Here is a 19,043-nt window from a genome sequence, read left to right as displayed (position 1 = left end):
AATGTGACTATGTTTCTATTCCCCCTTCGTGCTCTTCGTGCGCTTCGTGGATCAAACTTCGTGTCCTTCGCGGTTCCGACCCCCAATCCCCAACAACCGATCCCCAACTCCTACAATAGCGGGTTTATGGCGATTTGTCTTGTACAATTAGGCTATGCAGTATGCGGATTTTTGCACAATTGAGTATCCAGATGTGGCGCAACTCGTGCCATTATTTGATCTGTTGCCCGATGTGGTGTTTTTCTGTAAGGATCGGGTAGGGCGCTATTGGGTGGTCAATGAAACCTTGCGGTTGCGCTGTGGTTGTCGGAGTAAGCAGGAGTTGATTGGGCGTTTGCCCGAAGATTTATTTCCGTTGGAGTTGGGCGCAAGTTATGCCAGCCAAGATCAGCAGGTTATTCGCTCTGGCTGCGCGCTGAATCATCGCCTAGAGGTGCATATGTACCCCGATTTGCAGATGGGCTGGTGTGTGACCCACAAACGACCGTTGCGCGATCGCAATGGCAGCATTATGGGCCTAATTGGGATTTCGCGCGATCTGCGTAGCCCAAATCGCAACGCCCCAACTTGGCGGCGGGTGGCTAGCTCTATCGATTATTTAAACGAACATTTTGCTGAAATTAACTCAATTCAGCAATTGGCAACCCTGGCTCAACTGTCGCTAAGCCAATACGAACGGGCGATTCAACAGATTTTTGAATTAACCCCCAAGCAACTGCTAATTAAAACTCGCATTGATGCCAGTATTCAGCTGCTGGCGGGCAATGATTCGATTGCCGCGATTGGCTTGGCCTGTGGTTATGCTGATCATAGCGCGTTTTCGCGTCAATTTCGCTTGATTACAGGCCTCACTCCGCGCCAATATCGCCAATTGCTAGGCCGTAACGCTTGAGTTGTAATAATTCAACATGTTGACACAGGCCAAAAGCTCATTGATTGGCAATTGTTGTTCATCGTTTTGCGGCACAAAACGAAAAACTGCGGTGATTGAGCGTGGTGGCAAGACCAAAATGCCACCTTGTACTTCGAGTTGTTCGCTGGCGTAGCTATAGCTGCGAAACACAGCGCCCGTCGGATCGCTGAGCACAGGATAAATTGGCTGGAAATGCTGAATAAATGCGTTTAAATGGGCGGGATTGGTTTTGGTTAAAATGACTGGTTGCGCTTGTAATTGGCGAAATTGCGCCTGTTGCGCTTCGAGCGTGCGCAGCATCTGTTGCGAACGTGCATCGACCGAATGACTAACGAAGATTGCCACAATCGGTTGCTGCTGATTTAATTTATGCCACATCGTTGACCGATAATCATGGGTAAACAACGTCAGATCACTCATGGAGAACTATGACCTCAGTACTAATGAATCGCTTGATAACTGTACGTGCTCAACCTTACGAATAAACTTGCGGTACTGGTTTCATGCACATTTGAGCAATTTTGCAGCAGTGCGATGCTAGCTGTCCATTTTTGGGTTCGCTGTTCGTCATTAATTGCAGACAGCATGCTACGGCCGGGGCAAGCAGCCTATGATTATTCCTTATGTGCACACAACCGAACGAGAGACGGCAGTGACCAAGGTCATAAGCCAATGGTTTGATGACTATCACGATGCAATGTTTCGCTATCTGACGCGAATTGTGGGGCAACCTGAGCAGGCAGCCGATTTGGTGCAAGAAACCTTTCTCCGCGCGATCAAGGTGCTTGATCCGGCGGTTTTGCCAGCGATTCCCCAAGCGTGGCTTTTTCGGATTGCCAGCAACCTCGCCTTAGATCACCTGCGGCGCCAACGGCGTTGGAGTTGGTTTATGCGTAGCTGGCAACCAGAAGCCAATAATTTTGCTCAGAATGTTGAAATGACACAGGCCATCCGTGGTTGCTTAGCCAAACTCAAACCCCAAGATGCAGAAGTGCTCTTGATGGTCCATTACGCTGGCTGTAGTCCAGCAGAAGTCGCCAATTTAAACGGTGAAGAATTAGGTGCAGTCCGCAAACGATTATCACGGGCCCGTGATCGTTTTCGGAGTTTATATGAGGAGGAACGTGGCCATGAAGTGTCATGATCTTCAGCCGCTCCTCAGCGATTGGCAACACCTGACTGAGGATGAGTGGCATGTGCTGAATCAGCATGTTGCTGAATGTGCAGCTTGTCGCCAAGCACTTCGTCAGCAACAAACAACCAGCCAGTTGTTAGAACAGTTGCCAACCACCACGCTCCACCTTACGACCGAACAGGTGCGGACAATCCGTGCCAAGCTTGGAGTAACGACAATGATTCGAACAAAAACTGTGATGATGTGGTCTTTTGCTGTGGGCCTGATATTTTTGATTGCTGGCGGGGTCTGGGCAGTCAAACCAGTTGAGACCGGAAACTCTGACCAAGTAGCTTCGGTTGTTACGCGGACTGCGCGACCAACCCAGGTTGCGACCGCTCGGCCAACCTGTATTCCAAGCACAACCAAGCCGTGTGATCCAACAGTTCCCACGCCTGTGCCAACCGCAATTGGCACGCTGGTTCCAACCTGTATCCCAAGCACAACCAAGCCGTGTGATCCGACAGTTCCCACGACTGTGCCAACTGAAGTTGCGACGGCGCTGCCAACGTGTGTCCCAGGTTCAACCACCTGTAATCCAAGTATTACAGCCACGCCATTGCCAACGTGTGTACCAAGCACTACCAACCCATGTGGGCCAAGCGTGCCAACGCAATCACCACCAATCGGCACAGCTTTGCCAACGCTTGTGCCAACGAGTACGCCAACGCCAGCCTGTGTGCCAAGCACGACCAATCCATGTAATCCAACCTGGCCAACGACTGTGCCAACTCAAGGCCCACCAACCGCTACGCCAGCGGGCCAACAGCCAACCGTGGTTGCACCATATCCAACGGCGATTCCAACCGAAGAGCCACATTATCCAACCAACACGCCATTGCCATGTCATGGTGCTGTGTGCTCAACGCCGCTCCCAACCAGCACCCCGTTGCCTTGTAGCAGCACGGTTTGTCCAACAGTTGTTCCACCAGTAACCAGCACGCCAGCACCATGTGGCGCTACGGTGTGTCCAACAATTGTTCCAACCGAAGAGCCAACTGCCTTGCCACCAGCGACCAGCACGCCATTGCCCTGTGGCAGCACGGTTTGCCCAACGATGCCACCGCCAGCATTGCCCTGTGAGATCACGGGGTGTCCAACCCAAGTGCCAACGGCCTTACCTCCAGCTACGGCAACGGTGGTTCCAACTAGCCCGCCGCATAACCCTACCGATCCAACGCCAACCAGCACTGTGCTGCCAACGGCAGTGCCACCAAGCGGCCCAACGCCGCCGCCAACCGCCCGTCCTAACTAAATCAACCTTAGGTCTATGCTAGTTAAACAACCCTCACGCCTGCAAAACAACTTGCAGGTGTGAGGGTTTTGGGTCTAAAAAACCGCCGCGTTCATGCACTGGCCTAGAGTGCATGGCGCGGCGGCTTGAACAATGGCGAGCTTAGTTGGCGCGCCAGAGCGCTGGAACGTTGCTTGGCTCCCAGCCCGGCAACGAGGTATGCGGTTGCAGACAGGTATAAATGACGCCGTTATAACTGACTTTTGCCCCAGCCACATAGCTCACGTTGGCTGCCCATGGCTGCACGCCTGTTGTGTTGGTTGGCGTAGCGCTTGGTTGCACTGGGGTGTTGGTTGCTGGCACAACTGGCGTATTGGTTGGGTTGCCCCCACCACAAACACCTTGATCCTGCCACACTTGAGCATTGCCCGGGGTTTCATTTTGGGTCCACCATTGGGCAAACCATTGATGGTTGTTGTACGAAACCAAATCGCCGCGCACATAGACTTTGCCACTTTCCCAGGCTGGAGCAGTACAGCTGCCTGGCTGGGTTGGGGTTGCGCTTGGCGCAGGCGTGCGGGTCGCGGTGGCAATTGGCGTGCGAGTTGGCGTCGCGGTTGGGCCAACTGGCGTGCGGGTTGCAGTTGCAATCGGCGTGCGGGTGGCGGTGGCAACTGGGGTATTGGTTGGGTTGCCAACCGTTGGCGTTGGGCCAACCACCGTGCCGCGTGGATAATCGCTCACCAAGCCATAGGTCGTGTTGTTAAAGTTCACAGTCCAGTTCGATGGCGTGCTCATTGGCAAGTAGTAGACGAAATCAATCGTTACGCTCTCACCAGGAGCCAAGGTTTGCCAGCCTGGGAACTTGAATTGAATATGGTTGAAATCGCCACGCAAGCCACCAGCATTGCTGCCAGTATGACCACTGCTCGTTACCGTAAAGCCAAAGCCCGATTGATCTTTGGCATTATTGGGAGCCGAGGTGCCATAATCGAATTCAAAGGTTGCGCCGCCTGGAATCGTCACGCTTGAGTTGTTGGTAATCACCATTTTGGGGCTAATGGGATAGTTGTTATCGCCAATTGGCCAGTTGGTGAAATCGACCTTAATGTTGAGCAAATTGCTGGGCATCGTGCGATTGGCTTTGTTTGCGCCATAGGCTGGGGCGCTGCGGAACTTGTCGTACAGCAGGCTGGTCAAGGTATCGCCCATGAAATATTCGCCTTGGCCGTTGTTGCGCTCGGCGTGCCAATCGTAGTCGCCTGAAAGCTCCCAGAACATTATCCCGCCTAAGCCTTTGTTGACCACGTAATCAGCTTTGGCTCCCAGCGATTGCTCATCTTCAGTTGAGATAAACACGCGCTTTTGGCTATTCCAAAGCCATGGCGCAACCAATGAGCTGCTGTAGTTGCGGACATAAGTACCAGTCAAGCGATCTTCTGGGTCGGTGGCTGGGTTCAAGCCAAATTGGCTGATGTAGCTGCCAGCAAGGCCTTGTTCGAGGTTTTTGGCGTGCCACATTGGGTTTGCGCCAGCGCCAACTTCTTGGCCATTTTCGGTGTCGTGCCAGATGTTGTCGATGCCGCGTGCGCCATCACCACACTTGGTCAAGCCAATTGGACAATTCGAGCCAACCGCTGTGCCCCACAAGCCATTTGTACCACCGTTGACATTTTTGAAGCCACGGGTGTAATAGGGCACGCCGATGTTGATTCGGCCCGCTGGCATGCTGCCACGAAAGTAATGATACGACCAGTCGGTGTTGAGATAGCCGATGCCGCCATATTGGGCCGTGGTATACACTCCAGCCGCAGCTAATTCTGCATCTTTGCCATCATCATAGAGCGCAGCGTTTGGCCCAACATACTCGTTCCATGCGCCATGCAAGTCATATGACATAACATTGACATAATCGAGATATTGGGTTACTTGATAGGTTTCCATGCCGCGCAGCAAGTAGCCCGATGATGGCGAGGCAATCGTCAGCATGTAATATTTGCCATCAGCAGCCCCAGCAGCGTCGAGCTTTTCGCGCAAGGTTTTCATCAAGGCCACATAGCCTTTCATCAGGCTAGCGCGGCGTGGGTTGGCATACACCCAATCAAGCGGATGGCCAGCGTTGTTCATCGAGGTTGGATATTCATAATCAATATCGACCCCGTTGAAATTGTAGCCGCGCAAAAAGCCAACCACTGAATCGGCAAAGGTGTTGATGCCAGCAGTATTGACGCTGTTATCGGCGTTGACGGTGAGGCTGAAGAAGCCGCCATCGCTAATCCGATCGCCGTTATCGCCAAAATAACCGCCAGTTTCCGCCCAACCACCAACTGAAATCAAGGTTTTGACATTCGGGTGTTGGCGTTTGTATTGGGTCAAAAGATTGAAGTGACCTTTGTAAGGCAAGGCTGGGTCCATTTCAGCGCCAGCAACGCCGGGCCAAGTCATGCCAATCGAGGGATTGGTGGCAGTGTTGCTGCCAACTGAGATGCGGCTGTTTTGAATGTGAGCAAAGGCATAATTGATGTGGGTGATTTTATTCCAAGGAATATTGTTGACGAGGTATGCTGGCTGGCCATTAGTGCCTGTCCGCCAACTTGGAAAATAGCCGATGATCCGCCGGGGATGATCGCTGCCCATCTTTTCGCGGCCAGCGGTATCGTAAATTGTACAATAGGGCGTGTCGACTCCAGCAGTTGGAGCCATCCCATCAGGCCGACAGTCTGCATTGCCTGCCGCTTGCGTTGGCGTGCCACGCGTCAGCAACATTCCCGCCAGCAGAGCGAGGGTGATGGTGAGCGAAAATGCTCCGCGTAGCTTGGCCGTCCTTCGGTACGCAACATCCATGACATTCCTCCATTGATTGTCATTTTGGCCTACGGACTAAAACCTTATTTATTCCATTGAAATTATAAAGATTTTATAAAAAATTAATGAATTTGTCAAGTAGAGGTTAAAAAAGAACATAGAGCAAAGAACATAGAACATAGCTGTATTAGTTTATTGCGTTAGCAATCAGCATATTGCCGCAATCCACCCCCATCGAGGGTCGGTTTTCGCTGTCCACCACGAATCCGCAGGTTTATCAATGGATGCGTGGTGTCCGCGTCGTGCCCTTGAGGGGGTGCAGGGGGATTAAAGCCCCCTGCGTTTCCCGCTGGCGTGACGGAAGGGTAGAAAAGCGTCATGATGGTTAACGTGATGAACCATTACCCAGATAGCATAGAATAGATGCTGTTGAATTGGTTTTTTTCCTCACCAATCAGACGCGGGCGAGAGGAGCACCCGTTTTTACCACGCTTCATGCACGAACGATGACATTAAAGCCCCTCGCCCGCGCACGGGAGAGGGGTTGGGGTGAGGGCATCTCAATTATTCCAAGGTGCCAAGCCGCGCATCGAGATCGTCGAGGGTATGGGCGAGGTTGGCAGTGCGCCAGCTTTTTTGAGGGTTGGTCAGGCGCTTGCCATCGGGGTCGCTGGCCAGTAACGAGTGCACGGTGTCTGCATCGTCGCTAGCAAACAGATGATGCAGCTCTTTAGCCACCCGTTGGCGGCTGATTTGCACGCCGTGTTTGGCCAAAATCGCCTTGTAAGCTTGATATTGGTCGGCCATGCGAATAGTGGCTGATTCGTAGCCATGGCGGGCAAGCATCATTCGCTCATCATAATGCAGCACATGTTCGCCAAACACCGTCGCATCATCAGCCCGTGGCTCAATCAAAATAATATCGACATCTGGGTGTTGTTGGCGTAATTTTTTGATGTGATAGTGTAAACCAGCCTGAATAAAGGTGCGAAATACTTGGTTGCCAATCGCCTGAATCCCTGCATCGGCGATGCGACTGCCAAGCTGTTGCTTGCGATTATCAAAGGCAACCAGTGGATTGACACAGACAATCAATTTTGCACCGCGATCAATCGCCACATCGAGGCTGGCAGTGCCACGCACGCCACCATCAATATAATCAACGCCATTGATCCGCACTGGCTCATAGACGATTGGCATCGCGCTGGACGCGGCGACTGCTGCCGAAATTGGCACATTGCGCAGGCTGCCCTCGCCAAACACCGCCCGATCGCCGCTATCAAGCTCGGTTGCGACGATATACAGTTCGCGTTGCACCTCAGCAAAGTGGTTGCTCCCGCGTTCGGCCAAAAAATTTCGCAGATAGCGCTCTAAACTATTGGTTGAATAAATGCCGTTGGGCAAGCCTTCGAGCATCTTCCAAGCCCAATCCAAGGGCGCAAAATCGCGTGGATGGCGCAAGGTTTCGAGCGCCCGTTGGGCCAAAAGCCGTGGCAAGCGGCGCCCGCGTTTGACTAAGCCCCGCAAATTGAGCGCCAAAATTTGGTCGCGTTGCAGGCGTTTGGCATCGGGCAAGGCGCCTTCGAGAATGCGCAGCAACTCGCGGGTGGTAATGCCATTGGCCAGACACGAGCTAATTAAGCTGCCTGCGCTGGTGCCAACATACATATCAAAATCGTTAATTGTGAGGGTTGTGAGGAGATCATCGATGGCGCGGAGTGCGCCAATTTCGTAAACAGCTCCAGAGATGCCACCACCGGCAAGAACGAGCGCGCGTTTAGATGGGGTTGAATTCTTCATTGATCGTGGCCTCATTGCCATTGGCGATACGTCGGCAAACGAATCGGAGAAACGGCGATTGCTTATTTATCCTGTAATAACTGTTCAACTAAGTTGGCTAGTTGCTCAACTTGGCCTTTCAAGCGTTCAACATCAGAGCGATCGGGCAGATTTTCGGCGTGCGCATGGCCAGAATCATTCAGCAATAATTGGCCCATACGTTGACATAACTCTTCGCTAATTTTGCCTTCATCAAGCAAATGCTCAAGCCGCAAGCGAATTTCGGCTTCAACGATTTGGTTGCCACCAAGCGATTGGAATAGGTTGCGGCGCATCTGTGAGAGCGTCTCGCCGCTGGTTTGAATCAGATCGGATAAGAGCGGAATTGGCAGTGGGCCTGAACGGCGGCCTTTGTTATTGAGCAAAATTTGCGATAACGTTTGCACCGTCAAATCTTCGCCAGTAACATTATCGACCACCCGAACATCGCTGCCAGCGCGGATTAACTTGGCGATGCCATGCAAGGTAATATATTGTTTGGCATTGGTATGATAAAGCTTACGATTGCCGTATTTCTTAATTAATTCCACAACGCCTCCTGCGATCTGAATTGTGCTGCGGGAAACTCATTATAGCATGGTCGTTGCTTGCTGCTGTGCAGTGCGTCATAAAGGATAAACCTGCTTAACCCACTTGGATCGTAAGGCTTCTCATACTACAATAGGGCTTGGACCGAAGGCTTGAAACTTGTGTTGTGAGGACGATACTCTATGCCTCAGAAACTGAAATGGCCGCTAACCAGCGCCTGGCAACGCCGTTTGATCAAAGCGACCCGCCGTAAAGATGTGACGCTTGAGCAATTTCCGGTTGGTTTGGTCTGGTTTCAAGGTTCTCAGGTTTTTTTCAATCAAGCAGTTACGGCGATGATTGGCTATAGCAACGCTGAAATTACCACTGCTGAGCAATGGTTTGAGTTGTTGTATCCAACGGAAGCTGCCAGCATGCGCCAATTATATGCAACTGCCTCAGCCTCAAGCTTAGGCCAAACAATTCAAGGCTTTATTGTTAATCGTCAACGCCAAAGCTGCCTTTTGGAATGCACCTTGGCGGCACATGGCCCGCGCCAAGTGTGGTTGGTGCGCGATATTACCGAGAGCAATCGGCTTGAACGCTTGATGCTGCAAACTGAGCAAACCGCCCATGTTGGGGGCTGGGAGATCGACCTGCGCACCAATCAAGTTTATTGGACGCGCGAAATGTATCGAATTTTAGATACATCGCCGCTTGAATACACGCCGACGATCGAGAATCAGAATTTTTTTCATACCAATGCCACGCTTGTTCAGTTAGAGTCAATTTTTCGTCAGATGATCGAGCAGCGTGGTTCATTTGATCTGAGCCTTGAAATGCGCACGTTTCGTGGGCGTTCATTTTGGGGCCGTTTTACTGGGCGCGTCGAGCTAGAATTTGGCCAGCCAATCAAAATCTATGGCTCGTTGCAGGATATAACTGAGCATCATGAATTAACCGATGCGCTGCGTATGGCCGAGCGCGATTATCGCACGATCTTTGAAACAACCAAAATTGGGATTTTTCGCATAACCCTTGATGGCCGAGTGTTGCGAGCCAACCCTGCTCTCGTGCGCTTAGCAGGCTTTGCCAACGAACATGAATTGGTCGATTATGTGGCCGATCTCAACACGATGTATGTTGATCCTGAGCGCGTGGAGTATTTGCGCGAGCTGCTGCAAACCAATGGCTCGTATGATGAAATTGAGTCGGAAGTGTATCGGCCTGCGAATGGCGAACGGATCTGGATTAGCGAAACCTCGCGCTTGGTGTATGCAGATGATGGGACTGTGCTCTATGCTGAGGGCACAATTCAAGAAATAACTGCGCGCAAACAAGCAGAAGAAGCTTTGCGCCATGCCCGCGATGCTGCTGAAGCCGCCAATCGCGCCAAAAGCACATTTTTGGCCAATATGAGCCACGAGCTGCGCACGCCGCTGAATGCGATTATTGGCTATAGCGAATTGCTGATGGATGACACCGATTTTAGCGATCCCAGCATGCTTGCGGATTTTCACCATGATATTGGCCAAATTAACGAAGCAGGCCATCAATTGCTCACCTTAGTTAATGATGTGCTTGATCTGGCCAAAGTTGAGGCTGGCAAATATCAAATTGCTGCCGAAACCTTTGATTTGAATGGATTGGGCAATGAATTAATTGCCACGATCAGCCCAATGGCCCACAAAAACGCCAACAGCCTTGCTTTTGAACCAAACAAACAGCTGCCATTAATTCATACTGATCGTGCCATGCTGCGCCAGATTTTGCTTAATCTTTTGAGCAACGCCGCGAAATTTACCAACCATGGCAGCATCAATCTAAGTATGAGTTTTGACCCAGCCAGCCAGCATGTGCAATGTCGGGTGAGCGATACTGGAATTGGCATGACCAACGAGCAAATATTGGGTTTGTTTGAGCCATTTACTCAGGGCGATGCCTCGACGACCCGGCGTTATGGCGGTACGGGCTTGGGCTTGGCGTTATGTCGCCATTTTATTGAGCTATTGAATGGCACGATTCAGGTTGAAAGCGTGTTTGGCCAAGGCTCGATTTTTACCATTATTTTTCCATGCTCGGTCGAGGCCATTGATTAGGCAAATTGCTACAATCACTCTTTCGAATACAACCCGCCATGCGGCCTCTAGCGGCAAGCAATCGGCAAAGCTTTTGTGCAACTTGTACAAATAGCGCAATTTAAACTTTGGATAGATTACACAAGTTCTGGTGTGATGGGATTGCGTATAATGCGACCTAGTTGAATGGATCGCGCGTTCCTTGGCCATATCCCTGAATGTTCCAAACCCACTACGAAGCCTTCATGCTCGCGGGACACCGAGTATGGCTTTGTTAGTAACAAAGGATGACACACCATGACACTTCGCGACTTTCTCGAAATTCCCTACGAAGAGTTGGAAGAACTGAACCTCGCTGCCAAAGCTCAACGGGTTGCCCGCACCTCATTGGACAAGTTGCAAGAAGAGCGCATGCGCTATTTGAACGACGAACGCCGCATCAAGGCTGTGACCGTTTGTTTCACCGACCTTGAAGGCCGCTTGCACATGCTCGATTACGACAAAAAATTCTTGTTGAAATCAGCTGATAACTTGACCTTTGATGGCTCTTCAATCCGTGGTTTCTCGCAACAATCAGAATCCGACTTGCGCTTGGGCATCGATTGGGGTGCATTCTACTGGTTGCCATCCGATATCTTTGGGCCTGGTAAAGTGTTGGTGTTTGGTCAAGTGCTCGAACGCGATGGCTCAGTCTATGCAGCCGACTTCCGCGCCCGCTTGCAAGCTTACACCGCTGAATTGTTGGCCAAAGAAGGCATTGTTTGTAATGTTGCCAACGAAATTGAAGGCTTCTTGTTCAAGGGCCGCAACGCCGAGCAACACTACCGCGATACCGGCCATTTCGATTTGGTCAGCACTGGTGGCTACTACAACTCATTGCCTGGCGATCCGCTGCGCTTGTTCATTGATGCTGCTGCTGAAGCACAACGCGCAATGGGCTTTGAAAATGAAAAAGATCACCCAGAAGTTGCGCCTTCACAGTTCGAAATGAACTATTCCTACACCGAAGCCTCGGTCGCAGCCGACCAAGTGTTGCTGTATAAATTGATTTGTCGCCAATTGGCCTACAAACTCGATTTGACCGCCAGCTTCTTGCCCAAGCCCGTAACTGGGGTCAACGGCAGCGGGATGCACACCAACATGTCATTGGCCAAGGGCGATACCAACTTGTTCTACGATGCCAATGGCGAAGAAGGCTTGTCAGAATATGGCTGGAACTATGTCGACCGCATTTTGACCAGTGGCTTGGATCTGTGTTTGTTGTTGAACGCCAGCGTCAATTCCTATCGCCGCCTCGACCCACACTACGAAGCGCCAAACCAAATCAAGGCTTCGGCAATTGACCGTGGTTCGATGGTGCGGATTCCATTAGGCAACGCTCGTTCAGCGCGGATTGAAGTGCGCTCGATTGCTCCCGATGCCAACCCATACATGGCAATTTACGCGCTTTTGAAGGTCGGCTTAGAAGGGCCAAAGGCCGATTTGTCAGTTCGCAAGGGTGCAAACGTATTGCCCGATAACATTTACGATGCAATCGACGCTTTTCAATCGAGCGAAATTATCGCTTCGGTCTTGGGCGAAGAAATTCAAGCTAAGTACGCTGAACTGAAGACGGCCTCAGCTGATCGCTGTCCACATCGCTTGGGCACCTTGATCAAGCGCTCGGAAGTTCAATTCCACCACGAAGTGACCAACCAATACCTCTGGAGCAAGTTCTAAATTTCTGGAGCGAGCTACAGTCAAGGCCCAGTGCAATCGCGCTGGGCCTTGGTGTTTTAGTTTATTTCCGCGTATACGGCAGCCAAACGTGTTCGGTGAGGCTTTCTGGTGGCACGGTTGGGCGCGGCGTTGGGCTTGGGGTCGGGGTTGCTGAGCCTGGAGGCGCAACATAGGGGAATTGTTGCAATCCAGGTCTGGTTACATCATCGCCAAGCACAATATTCTCATCAACAATCACATTGCCATAGACATCGGTGGTGCGAAAGCTGTAGGGGCCAGCACCCATGCCAGTTTCGGCAATAAAATAATTGAAAATAAAGCGTGGTGCCACTTTATACGGTGCTTGGCCCATACGATACTCAAATTTGGCAATTGCATTGCGATGATTCCGGGGCTGCACCGCTGTCCACCATTGGTTGCTGCCATCTTTAAAATGATAGCCAACCTTGCCTGTGGTGGCTGGATTGCTGATCAATTGCCAAGTGATTGGCACAATTCCATCGACCCGCCGCGCAATTCGGTCGAACGCTTGCGGGCTAAGGTCGATATGCCCAGTTTGGCATTCAGGGCAGCGGTCGGTAATTTGAACTGTGACCGATCCCAAGGGACCAGTGATTTTAACGAACGCGCCACAATAATCGGCTATGGCATAATCGGGGTTGTTCATAGCACCGAATAAAACATCATTTGGTCCTAAGGGAATACTACAATTGCCCAAACCAGTGGCGGTGTAATAGGTGGCTTGGCCTTGGCGCAGCGCCCATGGGTTGGTGATGGTGGTTGGGCTTTGGGCAAAACTCTGCTGTTGCCAAGCATAACTCCCAAGCCCAACGATTAACAAACTTGCGAACAATAGCCAACGAAGCATGGTTCTAGTGAGCATCCGAATTACCTTTAACTAATAATTAATAGTTGTCACTCTACGCAATGCTGTCGTTGTTGTCAAGTTGGGCTAAAATAAAAACAGCACCACTGGAGAGTGATGCTGCACCGCCGAAAAGGCCAATTAGGCGTTGATTGGGGCGGCTGGCTTGAACCAATTCAATTTGAGGCCCAGCCCAACCACCAAGGTTGCCAAACCAATGCACATGCCAGCAACAATAAAGACCAATTGTGGCCCTGAAACATCGAACATATAGCCGCCAGCTTGGGTTGCCAACAACGGTGATAAGCCGCCACCGATGGCGCTAATCAGGCCTTGGGCGGTGGCTAGCAAGTTGGTTGGAATTCGCTCGGTAATCAGGCGAATAATTGCGACTGAATACAAGCCAAAGCCACAAGCCCGAAACATGCCAATTGGAATCAACATCCAAGCTTCGCTGACCATGCCGCTGCCAATAAAGCCCAGCCCAAGAATCAAGGTGGCAATGGCGAGGGTTTTGGCCGTCCCAAAGCGCGCAATCACCCGATCAGCCTTCAACATGACTGGCACTTCGGTGCTGGCAATCACACAGGGCAAAATACCAAGCATCATCGTGCTGCCACCGCTGAGTTTTTGAATCAAGTTGCCATCGAACATCGAAACCATGCTGAAGGCTGCGCCGACCAAGCCTGTGATAATTACAATCGCGATAAAGGCTGCATCGCGTGGTGCTTTGGCTGGCTTGACCGTTGTTTTGCGCAATTCTGGAGTGTGATCAAGGCTATTGGCAACAATCGCAACCAAGCCTGTCATACACCCAGTCAAAATAAACATGGTTGGATAGCCAGTTTTGGCCCACCAAATGCCGCCCAATAATGAGGTTACGGCGTAGCCAACCGACCCCCAGAGCCGCAGTTTGCCATACGCCAGCTGATGGCGCACCGCCATGCCTGCGATCATACTATCGGCCAAGGGCGCGATTGGGCCACGAGCCACCGCCAACATAACCATCACTGGCAAGATTGTAAAGAAGCTGGTTGGAAATGCCAAGGCAATTTGACTCAAGGCAGTGAACGTCAACATACTGAGCAATAATTGCACATGCCAGCCCCGCCGATCAGCCGTTGCGCCCACCAAGGGATTAAACAACAGCACCGCCAACGGGCTAATCGCCCCAAACATGGCAATTTGTTGGCCACTTAAGCCAAGGTTGGTAAAGTACACATTGATAAACGGCACATACATGCCAACGCTTGACCAAAAACATAAATAATATAAACTACCCCGAACCCCGGGCCGTGCATTCGACCGCCAGAGCGCCAAACGGCTGCCCATATGCTGACTCCTCATAGATTCCAACAGGATTTTGCCGTGATTCGTAAGCCCATGCTGGGAATTTTGGGCATACAACAAAGCTGACGAGCGCTACGCCTGCCTCGCCAGCTTCATTGCCGCGTTGTTTGCATCTGTAGATTGCAAAAAACGAGCTGCTCCAGAAAGCGCTCGTTTTTGCAAAGCATGTGTCTTACTTCACTTCTGTAACGATACAGCTAATTTCTAAAATTGCAAGTATGATCATATAACAGCTTTGTTGTAGCCCTCTATCCCCCATACAGGTGAGGCCAGCGCTAGGCAGGATTTTAGTGGTTATATACAGCTGATTTATGCCTAGACAGCTATGGTACAGTATGCAAGCTATTCATCATACTTTCATTGCGAAAGGACATTGCTGTCATGACTGGTCTGCGTCGGCTTTTTGGTCTACTCATTTTAGGACTGTTGGCGCTGGGCCTGCGTCAACCAACCACCCAAGCGGCTCCCAACGATAGTTTGCACCTCACGCTGGGCAACCCAAGCAATGCGGTCAGCGATCCATTGGTACCAGATAATTATTTAATCGAACGCACCCAATATGCCATGGCCTACCAACGCGATGCTGGCATTCCAGCTTGGGTTAGTTGGCACTTGGAAGTACAAGATCTTGGTAGCACCTCGCGCGGCGATTTTGTGGCCGATTCAAGCCTGCCAAGTGGTTGGTATCGAGTCCAGCCAGGCGATTATAGCGGCAGCGGCTATGACCGTGGCCATATGATTCCCTCAGGCGACCGCACCGTCTCGCGGGCTGCCAACGATCAAACCTTCATCATGTCGAATATGATTCCCCAAGCACCAGACAATAACCAAGGCCCATGGGCCAATTTGGAAAATATGTGCCGCACATGGGCGCGGGCTGGCAACGAACTCTACATTATGACTGGTGGCTATGGCACAAAAGGCACAATTGCCAGTGGTCGGGTGAACATTCCCGCCTTCACCTGGAAGGTGATTGTTATCCTGCCTGTGGGGAATGATGATGCGAATCGCGTCGCCGCCAATACTCGGGTGATTGGCATTTGGATGCCCAATAACCAAGGCATTCGCAGCAATCCTTGGGAGCAATATCGGGTCAGCATCGATTATATTGAAAGCATGACTGGCTTTGACTTTCTCTCGAATGTGCCAACAGCAATTCAAAATTTTGTTGAGGCCCAAGTTGATGGCTCGCCAGCGGTAACGGTCACGCCAGGCACGGTTAGCCCAACCGCAACCCGCACGGCCACGGCAACCCCAAGCGCAACACGGACTGCTACGCCAAGCATGACGGAAACCCAAGCTGTCACGCCAGCAACAGTCTCGGCAACCGTAACCCGCACTGTTACGCCAGCAGTGAGCGTCACCGCTAGCCCAACTGATAGCGGGCCGCCAAGCTTTACTTTTACCCCAACGCCGTTGGCAAGCGCTACGCCAAGCATAACCCCGATTGTTAGCGCCAGTGCCACGCCTTCATCAACTGCAACCGTGGCAATTCCCCAAGTGCAAATCTTCTTGCCCTACGTTACCAAATAGCTAAAAAAAACGGCATCCCGCTAGCACCTAGCGGGATGCCTCGATTGTGCGTTCATTAGGCTGCTAATAGCTCCATCAATGGGCGCTCCATATCAGCAACATTCAGCCAAAAAAGGCCGAGGTTGGCGTGTGGCTGGAGCAACGTAATCAAAATATGGCTATGTACTGGGCGAATAATACACAAGCCTTCAGCAGTACGAATAATGCTTTCTTCGGTTTGGCCTAAAGCTGCGCTATGGGCAACTTTATCGGCGATGCGTAACCATGGCCCGCTAATCGCTGCCAATTGTTCAGGGCTAATCTTGGCTGGCAAGGTTGAAACCAGCAGTTCGCCGTTGGTGTCGATTAAGGCTGTGCCAATAATGTCGTGATTGGTATTTTGGGCGAGTTGCTCAAACAGCAGCTGCACTTGGCTGGCTTGATCAAAGGTAGCAGTAATATATTCTTTTTGCACCGAGCTGCTGGTGGGTAATGTGCCACCTAAGGCGGTCATGATTCGTTGGATTGATTCTGGTTTATGCATGATGTAACTGTCTACTATGTAATGGTTTGAACGATTTAAGGCGGCGCGAAGATGGTCGGATACGGCTGCTTGCTGGGTTAGCAGCAAAATAATTGGCCCAGTAACCAACTGCTGAAGCTGATCGGCAAGATCGAGCATTGCCGCATTATCAGTGATTGGATCAATTAATAGAATACAGCCGTTGATGGTTTGGGCAAACTCATGGATGATTGGGCTAGCACTCGCAGGAATTCCATACCATACCGAAGGTTGTTCGGCATAGTCCAAATGGCCTATATCCATGAGTACGCTGCTTTGGCTACTCTGGATGTTTGCTCCATCAAGCTCGTGACTGCTCCACGTGTCACAAATCGACTGAATAAATGCGGTTTTCGGCTCTGCTTCAGCGCCAACGACTAAGATGCGCTGGGTTGTCATTGCTGCGATGCTCCTTGATTGGCGTTGATGTTGGCAATTGAGCGTCAAGCCGTTTCAAAAATAGCGTTTGAATGTAGTCTAGATCAATTGCTTAACAAAATTGCTTACGCTTGCAAAACTACTCACGTACGTTGCAAAAAATCTCCCGAAAGCGGTAGATTTTACCAAACGTTGGTTGCACCATTGAGGGGATGGTGCAAAGATTATGCATATGTTAAAGTTTTTATATTGATCGTCGCATGTGCGATCAATCTGGATTGGATCAATCCAGAGAGCAAGAAGTTTGCCAACGAAAGCGTACTATGGTTTTATCACAGCAAATTCAGCAAGAAGTAAAGCAATCTACCAATCCTGCTCGTACTATCGATTTGTTAAATGTATGGGCCGCAAATTTACGCCATATTGATTTATCGCAAGCATGGAAGATAAATTATCAGGCAGAGTATCAAGCCACTAATGGCTTATTTGCTTACACCCCCTATTATCAGGGCCTCGTTGAAGCATGGTATTGGCGTGGTAAATTTTATAGTGTACATAAAAAGTATGCTGAAGCATTGAATTGTTTTTATAAAGCGCTCGAATATTGTGACTATGTGAATCCAAATATCTTTGAATTGAAAAATCCTGCTGCTAGCTATTATCAAGATGCTCCCGATCAATTTATTGATAATTGGGTCGATAAAATGGCATTGCATAATATTCTAGGCGTTACCTTGGCGCTACAATCGCAGCTTGATGCAGCCTTGGAGCATTATTTAATTGCTGAAGAAATTGCGATTAGCACTAATAATGAATGGATGCAAACGATTCTGAATAGTAATATTGGCTATTTATATCGGGTTTTAGAGCAGCCAATGGAAGCTGAAAGCTATTTACAACGAGCATTTCAACTGCTTCCAGCCGAACTTGAGACTAAAGCCCAAAAACGTTTATATGCCACAATGCTCGATAATAGCTGCTGGGTTGCTTTGGAATATGGCCAATTGTACGATGCCTTGATGTATGCCAATGCCAGTTTGGAGCTGTATCAAGCGCTTGGTTGGTCGCAGGGAATTGTCGAGGTCATGAATATTTTGGGTGTGGTGTATCAGCGCTTTGGTCGCTCAGCCCAAGCTATGGCCGAATTTGAAGCCAGTTTTAGTTTGGCACAACAGCTTGGCTTTCAAGAAGATATGATTTTTTCATTGATCCAGCGTGGTATTCTAGTAGCAAGTCAGCATGATTATGCTCAGGCTTTGGGGTTTGGGCAGCGTGGTTTGGCGCTGGCAATCGAGACCAACGATCTTTGCCAACAAGCAAGGGCGCATAGCACTTTGGCCGCTATCTACGAGCAAGTGGCCGACTATGCCAATGCCATCCAGCACTTCAAAGCCTATCATCACTTGCGCGAAAGCTTGTTTAACGAACGCTCCGACCAACGTTTGCGCTTATTGCAAGTGACCCATCAGGTGCTGCAAGCCCAACAGCAAGCCCGTTTGTATTATCAAAAAACTCAGGAATTGGTGGCAGAGATGCAAGAACGTGATCGGCAACGAATTGAATTGGAACGCTTGGCAACGATTGACAGCTTGACTGGGCTGTATAATCGCCGCCATTTTTTGGTTTCGGCCCAAGTCTTGTTGGAGCAAGCAGCGTTGGCTGGCAATTCACTCGCAATTATGCTATTTGATATTGATCATTTCAAGCAGATTAACGATCAGCATGGCCACCATGTCGGCGACCTCGTGCTGCAATCGATTGCGACAACCGCCCAAGCAGCCTTGCGCCAGTCCGATTTGCTTGGCCGCTATGGCGGCGAGGAGTTTATTGTGCTGTTGAGCCGTGTAACCAAGGCCGAGGCGCTGTTGGTTGCTGAACGCTTGCGTAGCGCAATTGAACAGCAACGCCTAACCTATGAGCAACAGCTAATTAGAAGCTCGGTAAGCCTTGGTTTGGCGCTTTGTCACGAGCATGCAGAAATTTCCTTGGAGCAGTTGATTCAGCAAGCAGATCAAGCGTTGTATCAAGCCAAAGCTGCTGGGCGCAATACGATTCAAACGTTTGGCGCCTAAAATTAAAAAGCGCTCCTAGACTTTGACTTTAGGAG

At 50.5% G+C, this 19,043-nt stretch carries 14 protein-coding genes; 7 read left to right on the top strand and 7 right to left on the bottom strand.

Going from position 1 to position 19,043, the window contains the following annotated elements; genetic code table 11:
* Window positions 1–193 precede the first annotated feature (193 nt).
* Entirely contained in the window at window positions 194–892 is a 699-nt protein-coding gene (locus tag SE18_RS26195; protein WP_236707016.1) for an AraC family transcriptional regulator, read from the top strand.
* Here the strand turns inward: SE18_RS26195 and SE18_RS26190 are convergent.
* On the bottom strand, window positions 875–1,333 hold the full coding sequence (locus tag SE18_RS26190) for a redoxin domain-containing protein (protein ID WP_054537433.1): 459 nt from the start codon (window positions 1,331–1,333) through the stop codon (window positions 875–877). The two genes, SE18_RS26195 and SE18_RS26190, sit on opposite strands and share 18 nt — an antisense overlap.
* A 232-nt stretch (window positions 1,334–1,565) precedes the next feature.
* On the opposite strand from SE18_RS26190, the gene SE18_RS26185 reads away from it, so the two are divergent.
* Window positions 1,566–2,057, top strand: coding sequence for an RNA polymerase sigma factor (locus tag SE18_RS26185; RefSeq protein ID WP_160319561.1), 492 nt, complete (start codon window positions 1,566–1,568; stop codon window positions 2,055–2,057).
* Entirely contained in the window at window positions 2,044–3,342 is a 1,299-nt protein-coding gene (locus tag SE18_RS26180; protein WP_054537431.1) for an anti-sigma factor family protein, read from the top strand. Before SE18_RS26185 ends, SE18_RS26180 begins: the two co-directional genes overlap by 14 nt.
* Window positions 3,343–3,483: 141 nt before the next feature.
* Here the strand turns inward: SE18_RS26180 and SE18_RS26175 are convergent, their stop codons facing one another.
* The 3 genes from SE18_RS26175 to SE18_RS26165 all read right to left on the bottom strand — a co-directional run bounded on the left by SE18_RS26175 (window position 3,484) and on the right by SE18_RS26165 (window position 8,495).
* The gene (locus tag SE18_RS26175; RefSeq protein ID WP_054537430.1) at window positions 3,484–6,165 is read right to left on the bottom strand and encodes a chitinase C-terminal domain-containing protein; all 2,682 of its coding nucleotides are present in this window, start codon (window positions 6,163–6,165) and stop codon (window positions 3,484–3,486) included.
* A gap of 525 nt (window positions 6,166–6,690) precedes the next feature.
* Window positions 6,691–7,926, bottom strand: coding sequence for a patatin-like phospholipase family protein (locus tag SE18_RS26170; protein WP_054537429.1), 1,236 nt, complete (start codon window positions 7,924–7,926; stop codon window positions 6,691–6,693).
* Window positions 7,927–7,988: 62 nt separating this feature from the next.
* Complete coding sequence (locus tag SE18_RS26165; protein WP_054537428.1) at window positions 7,989–8,495, bottom strand: polyhydroxyalkanoate synthesis regulator DNA-binding domain-containing protein; 507 nt, start codon at window positions 8,493–8,495, stop codon at window positions 7,989–7,991.
* A gap of 180 nt (window positions 8,496–8,675) precedes the next feature.
* Here SE18_RS26165 and SE18_RS26160 point away from each other — a divergent pair, with 180 nt between their 5' ends.
* Together SE18_RS26160 and SE18_RS26155 are read left to right on the top strand one after the other, a co-directional pair.
* Window positions 8,676–10,571, top strand: coding sequence for a PAS domain-containing sensor histidine kinase (locus SE18_RS26160; RefSeq protein WP_054537427.1), 1,896 nt, complete (start codon window positions 8,676–8,678; stop codon window positions 10,569–10,571).
* 276 nt (window positions 10,572–10,847) lie between these two features.
* Window positions 10,848–12,269, top strand: a complete 1,422-nt coding sequence (locus SE18_RS26155; RefSeq protein ID WP_054537426.1) for a glutamine synthetase family protein — start codon at window positions 10,848–10,850, stop codon at window positions 12,267–12,269.
* Window positions 12,270–12,330: 61 nt separating this feature from the next.
* Here SE18_RS26155 and SE18_RS26150 read toward each other — a convergent pair whose 3' ends face one another.
* Complete coding sequence (locus tag SE18_RS26150) at window positions 12,331–13,152, bottom strand: expansin EXLX1 family cellulose-binding protein (protein WP_054537425.1); 822 nt, start codon at window positions 13,150–13,152, stop codon at window positions 12,331–12,333.
* Between the two features lie 123 nt (window positions 13,153–13,275).
* Window positions 13,276–14,466, bottom strand: coding sequence for an MFS transporter (locus tag SE18_RS26145; protein WP_054537424.1), 1,191 nt, complete (start codon window positions 14,464–14,466; stop codon window positions 13,276–13,278).
* 399 nt (window positions 14,467–14,865) lie between these two features.
* On the opposite strand from SE18_RS26145, the gene SE18_RS26140 reads away from it, so the two are divergent.
* Window positions 14,866–16,017, top strand: coding sequence for a DNA/RNA non-specific endonuclease (locus SE18_RS26140; RefSeq protein WP_083470177.1), 1,152 nt, complete (start codon window positions 14,866–14,868; stop codon window positions 16,015–16,017).
* A 55-nt stretch (window positions 16,018–16,072) separates the two neighbouring features.
* Here SE18_RS26140 and SE18_RS26135 read toward each other — a convergent pair whose 3' ends face one another.
* Window positions 16,073–16,957 (bottom strand): roadblock/LC7 domain-containing protein, encoded by an 885-nt coding sequence (locus SE18_RS26135; protein WP_054537423.1) that lies wholly within the window; start codon window positions 16,955–16,957, stop codon window positions 16,073–16,075.
* Window positions 16,958–17,259: 302 nt separating this feature from the next.
* Here SE18_RS26135 and SE18_RS26130 point away from each other — a divergent pair, with 302 nt between their 5' ends.
* The gene (locus SE18_RS26130) at window positions 17,260–19,008 is read left to right on the top strand and encodes a diguanylate cyclase (RefSeq protein ID WP_054537422.1); all 1,749 of its coding nucleotides are present in this window, start codon (window positions 17,260–17,262) and stop codon (window positions 19,006–19,008) included.
* Window positions 19,009–19,043 lie beyond the last annotated feature (35 nt).

This window comes from Herpetosiphon geysericola (assembly GCF_001306135.1).
GTDB classification, from domain to species: Bacteria; Chloroflexota; Chloroflexia; order Chloroflexales; family Herpetosiphonaceae; genus Herpetosiphon; species Herpetosiphon geysericola.
This window is presented reverse-complemented; position numbering and strand designations above follow the sequence as displayed.